The 9,040-nt window shown below is 67.8% G+C and carries 7 protein-coding genes; all 7 read right to left on the bottom strand.

Annotation, left to right across the window (positions count from 1 at the left end; all coding sequences use genetic code 11):
• Positions 1–6: 6 nt before the first annotated feature.
• The 7 genes from ACFYYF_RS40530 to ACFYYF_RS40500 all read right to left on the bottom strand — a co-directional run bounded on the left by ACFYYF_RS40530 (position 7) and on the right by ACFYYF_RS40500 (position 9,037).
• On the bottom strand, positions 7–2,478 hold the full coding sequence (locus ACFYYF_RS40530) for a LamG-like jellyroll fold domain-containing protein (protein WP_388784295.1): 2,472 nt from the start codon (positions 2,476–2,478) through the stop codon (positions 7–9).
• A gap of 4 nt (positions 2,479–2,482) precedes the next feature.
• Entirely contained in the window at positions 2,483–6,214 is a 3,732-nt protein-coding gene (locus ACFYYF_RS40525) for a hypothetical protein (RefSeq protein ID WP_388784292.1), read from the bottom strand.
• A gap of 124 nt (positions 6,215–6,338) precedes the next feature.
• Positions 6,339–6,830, bottom strand: a complete 492-nt coding sequence (locus ACFYYF_RS40520; RefSeq protein WP_388784289.1) for a hypothetical protein — start codon at positions 6,828–6,830, stop codon at positions 6,339–6,341.
• A gap of 13 nt (positions 6,831–6,843) precedes the next feature.
• Complete coding sequence (locus tag ACFYYF_RS40515) at positions 6,844–7,353, bottom strand: hypothetical protein (protein ID WP_388784286.1); 510 nt, start codon at positions 7,351–7,353, stop codon at positions 6,844–6,846.
• 9 nt (positions 7,354–7,362) lie between these two features.
• Positions 7,363–8,349, bottom strand: a complete 987-nt coding sequence (locus ACFYYF_RS40510) for a phage tail tube protein (protein WP_388784283.1) — start codon at positions 8,347–8,349, stop codon at positions 7,363–7,365.
• Positions 8,349–8,570, bottom strand: a complete 222-nt coding sequence (locus tag ACFYYF_RS40505) for a hypothetical protein (protein ID WP_388784280.1) — start codon at positions 8,568–8,570, stop codon at positions 8,349–8,351. The genes ACFYYF_RS40510 and ACFYYF_RS40505 overlap by 1 nt, the downstream gene beginning before the upstream one ends.
• Before the next feature lie 29 nt (positions 8,571–8,599).
• Positions 8,600–9,037 carry a hypothetical protein gene (locus ACFYYF_RS40500; RefSeq protein WP_388784278.1) on the bottom strand — a complete coding sequence of 146 codons (438 nt, stop codon included), beginning with the start codon at positions 9,035–9,037 and terminating at the stop codon, positions 8,600–8,602.
• Positions 9,038–9,040: the final 3 nt, after the last annotated feature.

Raw genomic sequence — 9,040 nt, 5'->3', positions numbered from 1 at the left:
GGGCTCCTAGTAGGCGAGGCGGGTGGTGGAATCGAGGACGCCGTAGACCGAGTCGCCCAGCACCCACACCGAGTCGGTGACCGACGCCGAGGTATGGAACTGGATGACGTGCGACCGCTCTTTGAGCGTCTCGGTGTAGCCCTCGATGGTGCAGCGCACGGACGACGTCGGGGCCTGCGAGGGCATGTTGAGGACGGTGAAGAAGCCGCTGATTTCAGCGGCGAGGATGCTCAGGTAGGCGGCCAGCGTGTACGCCTCGATGACCACCTCGCGCATCTCCGGCTGCGGGTTCGCATACCGGGAGACCAGCCAGTACAGGGCGTCCAGCACGCTGTTGTCGTTGGTCTTGAGCAGGCTGATCTCGCCGCCCTGCGCCGGGTACTCCCCGAACGCCAGGATGCTCGAGGGCGCCGTGACCTTCTGTACGGCACCGCCCGGTCGGCCGCCCTCCGCCGAGTTGGCCAGCTTCTGATCATCGTCGGCGTAGCCGGTGCCGGGCTCCAGATCGGCGTAGTCGATCTGGAACGCCTCGGTGGACGGGTCAGGGTTGTAGCGGACGTCGCGGGACTGGTAGACGAGCCCGTAGGAGTCGCGCGCGGCATAGAGCTTGCCGGACTCGGTGGACTCGACCTCCCGCATGCGGGCCACGACGCCGCTGCCGCCGGGACCCTGTGAGGCGATGGCGTCGTGTGTGCTGCCCACGATCGTCACCGACGGGATGCTCGCGTATCGGGCGAGGCGCTGGATCCGTAGATTCGCTGCCTCACCGGAGAACCCGGATGTTGCCGCCTGGTAGTGCGCCGGCGAGACGGTGGCGCCGATGTTCCCGTTGACCGAGGTCACCGACACGTGCGCGATCTGTCCGGCAAACAGGCGGGCGCCGCGGTAGCCGCCGATGTGCATGGTGCGCAGGCCGGTCATGTCGACGACGCTGTTGGTGAAGCTCGAGGCCACACCGTCCACATAGAGCTGCTTGGTGGGGTAGCCGTCGTGAACAACGTGGTGCCAGTTCCCGTCCGTGAGGCTGGCCCCGCCCGAGGTGTACACGGTGAGGGTGCCACCGCCGTCTGTGTGCTCGATCGTCAGGACGCCGCTGGCGTTGAGGGCGTACACGATCTGGTGATCGAGGCCGCTGTCGAACATGCCGAGGATCGCGCGGCTGACCGTGGTCGTCTTGATCCAGAACTCGACGGTCTGCCAGTACGTGGTGGAGTCGGCCGCGAACTGTGCGCCCAGGTCGCCCGTCAAGTATTTGCCTGCGCTGGCGCTGGCGGGCGTGAAGGTGGCGCATGTATCGCCGGTGTCGGCGAGCCCGTCCGTGCCGAAGTCGAGCGTCCCGCCGGTGCTGACCTGGGTGACGGCGAGCGCGCCGCTGCCGCGCCCAGACAGGTCGCCGGCCGCCAGCGATCCGGAGGGTTCGGTGAGCGGGTAGTACGCCGAGACGAAGTCGAAGACGCCGGCGACGTCCTGGTGCACGATCTCCTCGGCCAGCATGCTTTTCAGGTCCGGCAGGCGGTTGAGCCTCTTGAACAGATCAGTGCACGAGATCTGCACCGTGGAGACCAGGCCCTGCCATTCGATGGGGAACTCGTTGACCATGCCGTAGAAGCGGGGCCGGACGTCGGCGCCGACCAGGTCCCACTCGATGTAGTCCGCGGTGCCACCGGTACGGGTGGCGGCGAACTCGACGGCGACGGTCTGGCTCGTCACCCAGGCCGGGGCGGCCAGCGAGCGCCGCACGGTCCAGCTGGCACCGTCACCGCTGCTCTCCCAGTACACGGTGCCGCTGGCTTCCCGGACCCGCAGCCACACGTGGTCGATCGCGGAGTAGGCCATCGACACGGCCGAGCCGTCGGAGAAGCCGGTCTGGTTCTGGCAGGACAGGAGCCCGGAGACGGCGTTGTACGACCAGCCGATCCGGGTACCGGACGTGGTCGAGTTGACCCACATCGACGCCGAGCTACTGCTACTGCCGTTCGCGGCCGGCAGGGTGACGAGCTTCGCCGTCAGCTTCGATCCGGTGACCGTCCACTCGCGGGCCGACTGGTAGCCGGCCGTGGTGCCGACGGGGACCGGGACCCGCATCCGGCCGCCGGTCTCGGAGGCCCCGCCGTAGTTGTTGGGCCACAGCGTGGTGTTCACGCTGTTGTCGTCGAAATCGTCACCCAGCGAGGCGAGCGGGTAGGGCGCCGATCCGGACCGTGTCGGTGTCACGGCCTGAGCGATCCGGATCGGCGCATTGCGCCGCACGTACGGGTAGTAGGGACTGGAGCTGTTGCCGGGGGTGAACCTGCCGTCCTGGTTGTCCAGGGTCAGGGTCGCCGTGCCGGGCTGCGTCTCCGACCGTTCGTCCGCCGCACCCCGGGAGATGACGACGCCCTGGACGATGCCGTCGACGTACGGGCTGATGTCCGTCCAGGTGATGGTGGCCGGCAGTTGCACCAGGCCACCCCAGCCCACCTCTACGAGCAGGGCCATCCGTTCACCCCCCGAGGTTCAGGCGCACGGTCGCGCCCTGCGCGCGTCCGAACTGGAGCAGGATCCGCTGCACTTCGCGGCCGACAGCGACTGGGTCCATCGCCTGCTCGATGACGAAGCTGATGTTGTAGACGAGGCCGCCGGAGCCAGCTGCAGCGGCCTTGCCCGCCGGAACGGTGGCGCGGCCCGCCATCCGCCCGGCCACCACGTTCATGGCGCGGTCGATGTGGGGCAGGCCGGCGAGAACACCGACCGCGATCCCGCGGGCCGTGTTGATTCCGTCGGGCTTCATCTTCGTGGCCGGCGACTTGATGCCGAGGGCTTCACGCAGCGCGTGCTGCATCGCCTTGGCAATCCTGATCATGGTCTTCTGGAGTTCCTTCTCCTGGGACTCCAGCCCCTTCAGGAACCCCTTCGACGCGTTCTTGCCCGAGTCGTACAGGCGGTCGGCGCCGAGCTTGCCGAGCTTCGTCGTCGACTTGTCCAGCTGCCCCTGCATGGAGTTGATGGACTTGAAGGTGTTCTTGTCCGCACCGACCAGCGCCGAGGCGTAGGCGTACCCGGCCTCCGGGCCCATTTGGAGAATCTGCCGCAGCAGGCTCTTGCTCAGGCCCTTCTTGCCGAGGATGTCGATGTACCGGGTGAACTGCTTGAGCTGCGACAGCTTGCCCGCCAGTCCGGCCTTGATACCGCCCGCGGTGACCTTGTCCGGCTCCATGCCCAAGCTGGACAGACCGGCGCCCTCGCGTGCGTTCTTCGTGATGTCCGAGGCGAACGCCTTCGCTTCGGCGATCTTCTTCTGAAGGGCGTCCCGCTTCTTCGCCGCCGACAGGAGCTTGGCCGTCTCCCGGTTGACCATGGCTACCAGGCGGTTGTCCTTGGTGCCGGAGAACGCTTTCCAGATGTCCATGGCCAGGTCCTTGGACGTGGACTTGATCTTGGCCTGTGAGCCGGTGAGCCCGAGGATCATGCCCTTGCCGACGTCGGCCATGAGGGCCTTCGTCTTCTTCGACGGTGACCGGATCTCCAGCTCGTCACGGATGCCCGTCTCCACAGCGGATGCCATGGCCCGGGCTGCGTCACCGACGGTGCCCTTGCTGCCGATGAGTCCCTGAGCCAGACCCCGTCCCGCCTGGGTGCCCGCACCTGAGGTGCCGCCGCCGGCCAGACCGCGGCCAGCTAGGAACTGCTCCAGACGTCCGTCATTGAGCGCAGTGAGCAGGGGGATCCCGTACTTGCTGACGGACGCCGACTTGACGACGAACTCGGTGTTCGACACGCCTGCCATCGCACCCGATGCGAACATCGCGAGGATGCTGTCCGACGTGCCGCTGCCGGGGCCGGAGATGAGACCGCCGTTGGGGAAGAACTGCAGCGGCCCGCCGCCCGCGTACCCGCGGACCGGGCCACCCCGGGCGAGGTCCGGACGGTGAGCTGCCGCCACCGTCTGACCCGGGCGGCCGCTTGTCGTGAAGTACGTGGCCCGGACCGTCGTGATGGTGATCGTCTTGTTCTTGAGCCCGTCACGCGCCGACTTCACCGCGCCGATCCCCGCCAGGGCACTGCCCGTGATGGCGGTGATTTTCACCGACCCGTCCGGCAGGCGCTTGACCTTGTACCCGAACTGCGAGAGCAGGGCCTCGGCCGACGAGCTGAGCGTCTTGAGGGTGACAGACTTCGAGCCGGGCGCCTTCTGCATCTTGGCGACGAACGTGTCGAGATCGCGGGCAGCGTCCTCGCTGCTCATCTTCACCCGGGCCGTCTTGTCCGGGATATCCCCGATCTGTTTCGCGAGAGCCTGTGCCTCCTTCCGGTTGAGGCCCATCGCCATCGCCGACCTGATGAACTCCTTGCGGCCCCGCTCGTAGATACCGATGGCACCGTCCCACGACCCGGTGGCCTCATAGTTCGCGAGAGCGGCGTCCTTCGTCTTCGCGGCCAGATCGTTCAGCGCCGTTGCCGCAGCCTGGGCCTTGGGCGAGTTGGTGTCCAACTGCCCGTTGACCATGCGCAGCGAGTCGTGGTTCTCCTTCGCGGACTTCGCGGCCGCGTCGATCGCCGCATCGAATCCGATCTGCCCGCCGAGCGCACTGCGGTTCGCATCGTTCAGCGCCTCGATGCTCTGCCGCAGCCCGTCCGCGCTCTGCTTCTGAGCAGCGAGCGCGGCCTGCGTCTTCTGCGCCTGAGCGCCGAACAGGCCCTGCGCCTGCGCGGCGAGTTCCTGCGCGAACCGCTGGTCGGCCAGGGCCTTGTTGTACTCGTCCATCTGGGCGCGGAACTTGGACGCGTCGTGCCCGCCCTTGGCGTACTTGGCCGCCAGGTTGTCCAGTGCCGCGGCCGCCAGGTCGGCGTTGCCGCCCTTGACGAGCTTGACGAGCGAGTCATCGATCGCGTCCAGCTTCTCCTGGGCGTCGGTGCTCGCGGTGGAGTTGACCTGTCCGGCGGTGAAGATCTTCACGAAGCCGTTCTGGATCTGGTCCACCAGGGACGGGTCGGTGATGTTGCGCACCGAGTCGTACAGCCCGGACATGTTCTCGCCGAACACCCGGGACGCCTCGCCCGTCGACTTCCCGGTCTGGGTCAGCTTGACCAGGCTCGCCGACAGCTTGTCGACGTCCGGCGGCGCGGCCTTGCCCAGCTTGGCCAGCTTGGTGATGGCCACCACCGCGAGACCGATCCCGACCGCGGCGAGGTTCAGCTTCGCCCCGGTGGAAAGGGTGCCCAGCGCCAGACGCAGCGATCCCATCGTCGTGGCCGAACCGAGGGCTGCCGTGCCCATGCCGCGGATCGCCGTCGACGCAGTGAGGAAGCCGCCGGCCAGGAGCTGGATCCCGGAGCCTGCCAGGCGCACCGCACGGATCGCGACCGCGGTCTGCATCAGCACGGTGACGAACCCGGGCGGCAGCGAGGCGACCACGGCCGCCGCCGAGTTCGCCAGCTGCAGCAGCCCCACACCCACGCCGGAAGCGGCCTGCAGCAGGTTCAGGGCTGCCGCGCCCACGTTCTTCAACGTCTCCGCCAGCAGCGGGCCCTGCGCCCGCGCGTAGTTCATGAACTCCGACAGGCTGCCGCCGACCTTGCCGGTGTCGAGCGTGCGCATGAAGCTGATCAGGCCATCGTTCGCCCGCCGCATGGAGTCGGTCGCGAACTTCGCGAACGTCGTCGACAGCTTGTCGAAGCCGGTGGTGTTGACCCCGCCGGCCACCGTGGTCATGAACCGGTCCAGCTCCGATGCCGCGCCCTTGACCAGGGGTGTCAGCTTCGGCAGCATCGCCGACGTGATGGCCAGGCCGTGGGTGAACACCGGCATGGTGTCCTTGGCCAGCCCATCCGACCAGGCCGTGTACTGCTTCTTCAGCGTCGACAGACCAGCCGCCGCCTCGCGGGTCGCGGACGGCATCTGCTTGACCTGCTGCTGAAACTCCCGCTGAGCAGCCAGCGCCTCCTTCGACGTGGCACCCGACTTGCGGGACGCTTCCTCATATTTCGCCTGCGCCTTGCTCGCATCCGACAGTGCGCCGATCTGCGGGATGACGGCCGCACCGAACGCGGCCACTGCGACAGCCGCGGCGCCGGCCTGCGCGGCGAGCGGGGCCAGCGCGGCAGCCGCGGGGATCGCCGCCCCGACCAGAGCGAGCTTCTTCTCCAGATCGCCCGCCGAGTCGCCCGCCTTGTCCAGGACCCGGGACAGACGGTCGCGGCCCTCCAGCGTGAACGTGAGACGCGTACCGGACATCACTCACCCCCAGAGGCTTGGGCCTGCGCGGCCACGTGTCGGTCGACCCAGACCACGGCCTGGAGAAATCGAGCAAGCGGCAGCGCCTCGAGCTCGGCAGGGCCGATGTGCAGGAGATGGGCGATCAGAGGCCAGTAGTCGTCGAGGAGGTCTCCGATGCGGCGTCCGGCGAGAGGACCGGCTCCGGTGCCGACGGGGTGGCGGTGGCCGGGGCTTTTGGGGCCAGCTCCTGGAAAGCCCGGTCGACGTCGGCCTCGTCGTGCGCCATGTTCCGCATGTGACGGGTCATCTGCTCGACGACCTCGTCCGTGGCCTCAGGGTTCTTCTTCAACGACTCGACCATGTCGCGGATCTCCGGATACTCCAGCCGGGCCTTCGTGCGCCGCTTCCATCCGGGCAGGTCGAACTCGGAGAACCGCAGCGTGGGCTGCAGGCGCTTGCGGAACACCCACAACACGGCCCGCATCGCGGTCGGCTGCTGCAGGCGCAGCGCGCCGTCGACGTCGTCCCAGTCCAGGCCCGTCGCGGACTCGATAACCGAGGCCTCGATCGCGGACAGGTCATCTGTGGAGACCTCTTCGAGAGTGCCGTCGTCGAGGCGGTAGGAAACGATCACAGGTTGCTCCTGGCTATTCGAGACGACGGCGGACGTCGTCGAGGACACGGGCGGCCTCGCGCTCCATGCGCGGGCGGCCCTTACGGACGGTGTTGTCCCACCACAACGGGGTCGCGTTCTGCTGCACCCAGCGCTTGCGGTTGTTGAACACGGGGTGCCTGATGCGGCCTTCGTTGATCCGGTTGACCAGGCCCATCGGGATGTCGGAGGGCAGGCGCCCTTTGTCGAGCCACACGCGGGCGCCGGGGTTGCCCGCGGTCCGCACGGAGATCCGAATGGCCTCGGCGATCGTGGCGCGCAGTGGGCGGGTTGTCGGGGACGGTCCGCCCGGCCGGCCGCGGCGCCCCTGCGAGCTGATGTCCAGCCCGCTGATCGCGGACTGCAGATCGTCCCGCAGGGGCTCGGCCGCGTGCCGCAGGCGGCGCTGCATGCTGGCGCGGATGTTCTCGTGACCGGCAGCCCGCAGTCGGCGCTGCAGTTCGAGCAGGCTGCCGGTGTTCGTGATGCGGATGTCGGAGACCACGAGGTCACCTCACAGAGTGACGTCCGTAGACATGTACTCGATCTTCACCGGGTTCGTGCCGTCGTACAGCGAGGTGAAGTTGAAGCTCGGCTTCACGACGTCGAATCCGTCGACGACCGGGGGGCCCTCGTCGAAGCGGACCGCGGGCAGCGTGATGCGGAAGGTTTCCGCGTAGGTCGACGCGATGATCGGGCCGATGAACTCCCACACCAGGGAGGTCGCGCCGTCGCTGGTGTGCAGGTCGTCGAGGATCGTGTCGATGTAGTCCCCCTCGATCGTCCCGGTGATCTTCACCTGGTCGTTCGAGATGGGTTCCTTCTTCAGCCCGGCCTGGCCCGCGTAGAAGCGTTCCGTCGCCTGCGGACGCTCGATCTTCACGGACATCTTGCGGACGCCGTCTCGTGCCGTCTCCGACGCGTACGTGCCGGTCTTGACGGCCATCTGCGCGAAGTGGAAGGGCGACATGTTCGGGTAGCTCGCGCTCGCCAGTGTCTGTGCCTCGTCGCACGACTTGCCGTCGAACTCGAAGCTGCCGGTGAGCATGCCACCCACCTCGCACGAGAATTCCGCGCTGGTGACCTTGCAGCCCAAGAAAGTTTTGTCCGTGACCACGCCCGTGGTCAGCGGTACGCCCTTCTGGATCGTCAGGCTCTTGCCGAACGTGTCCGCGAGGATGTGAGTCTGCAGGTAGGCGGTCGTCGCGACCTGCTGCACCGGCGTGACCGTCGTACCCATCAACGCCTGAAGCAGGCCGCCCATGGACTTGTTGACGATCTCCAGGTCGATGGATCCCTGGACCTCCTGGCGGGTGAGCACCCGCCGCGCCGAGAGAGGGAGCAGCCGGCCGGCTGCGATACCCGCGGACTGCGCTGTCGTCTTCTTGAGAGCGAGGCTCTCCTTCGTGAACTCCACAAATTTCGCCGGAGCGACGAAGGTCCCGTAGGACGACTCCGGCGAGTAGCCGATCTGGGCGCCAAGGCCCGAACCGATCGCCATCAGAGATCAGCTCCCTTCGCGGCACGGTCACGGGCCGCCTTCTTCTCCGCGGCCGCGGCCTTGAGGCCGGGCTCCTCGACGGACTCCCAGTTGGTGGTCTGGCAGACGTAGCCCTCGAACCGCTCGTCGGGGACCTCGACAACCTGGTCCGGCTCGACGAGCAGGTCGCCGAGCTCGGGCACGGTCACCGGCTCCGGGCCCAGGTAGCGCACACGCGCCATGGCAGTACTCCAGTCTTGAGTGGGGTGGATCAGATACGGGCCCGGCAGGACACCGCGAAGATGACACCGACGGTCGCGCCCTCGGCCGTGTCCTGCAGGACGTTGCCCGTGGTCAACTCCGCCCACAGCACGGAGCCGTTCAGGGTCGGAGCCTCAGGTGCCGCATCGCTCGCGCGGAGCGCCTGCTCGACCTCGCCGACCAGGTCGAACGCATCGTTACGGCGGAAAGACATGTCCTTGTCGCCGCCCCGCGATTCGGCATAGCAGCTGATCGAGAACACTTCGTCGCGGGTTCGGGCACCCGCGGCGTTGAACTGCTGCTGGACCTCGACCGCCTGATCGGCGCCCGGTGACCAGCCGACATGGATCCGGCGCCGCTGGGTCAGGTTCACCGCTGTCTCACCATCGACAACGGCGACGTCCGCGAGCGCGGGCCGGGCCCGAAGGATCGCCAGCAGTGCGTCCATCGC

The sequence above is a fragment of the Streptomyces sp. NPDC001914 genome, assembly GCF_042891215.1.
Taxonomy (GTDB): domain Bacteria; phylum Actinomycetota; class Actinomycetes; order Streptomycetales; family Streptomycetaceae; genus Streptomyces.
The sequence above is the reverse complement of the archived record's forward strand: the minus strand, read 5'-3'. Positions and strand labels throughout refer to the sequence as shown.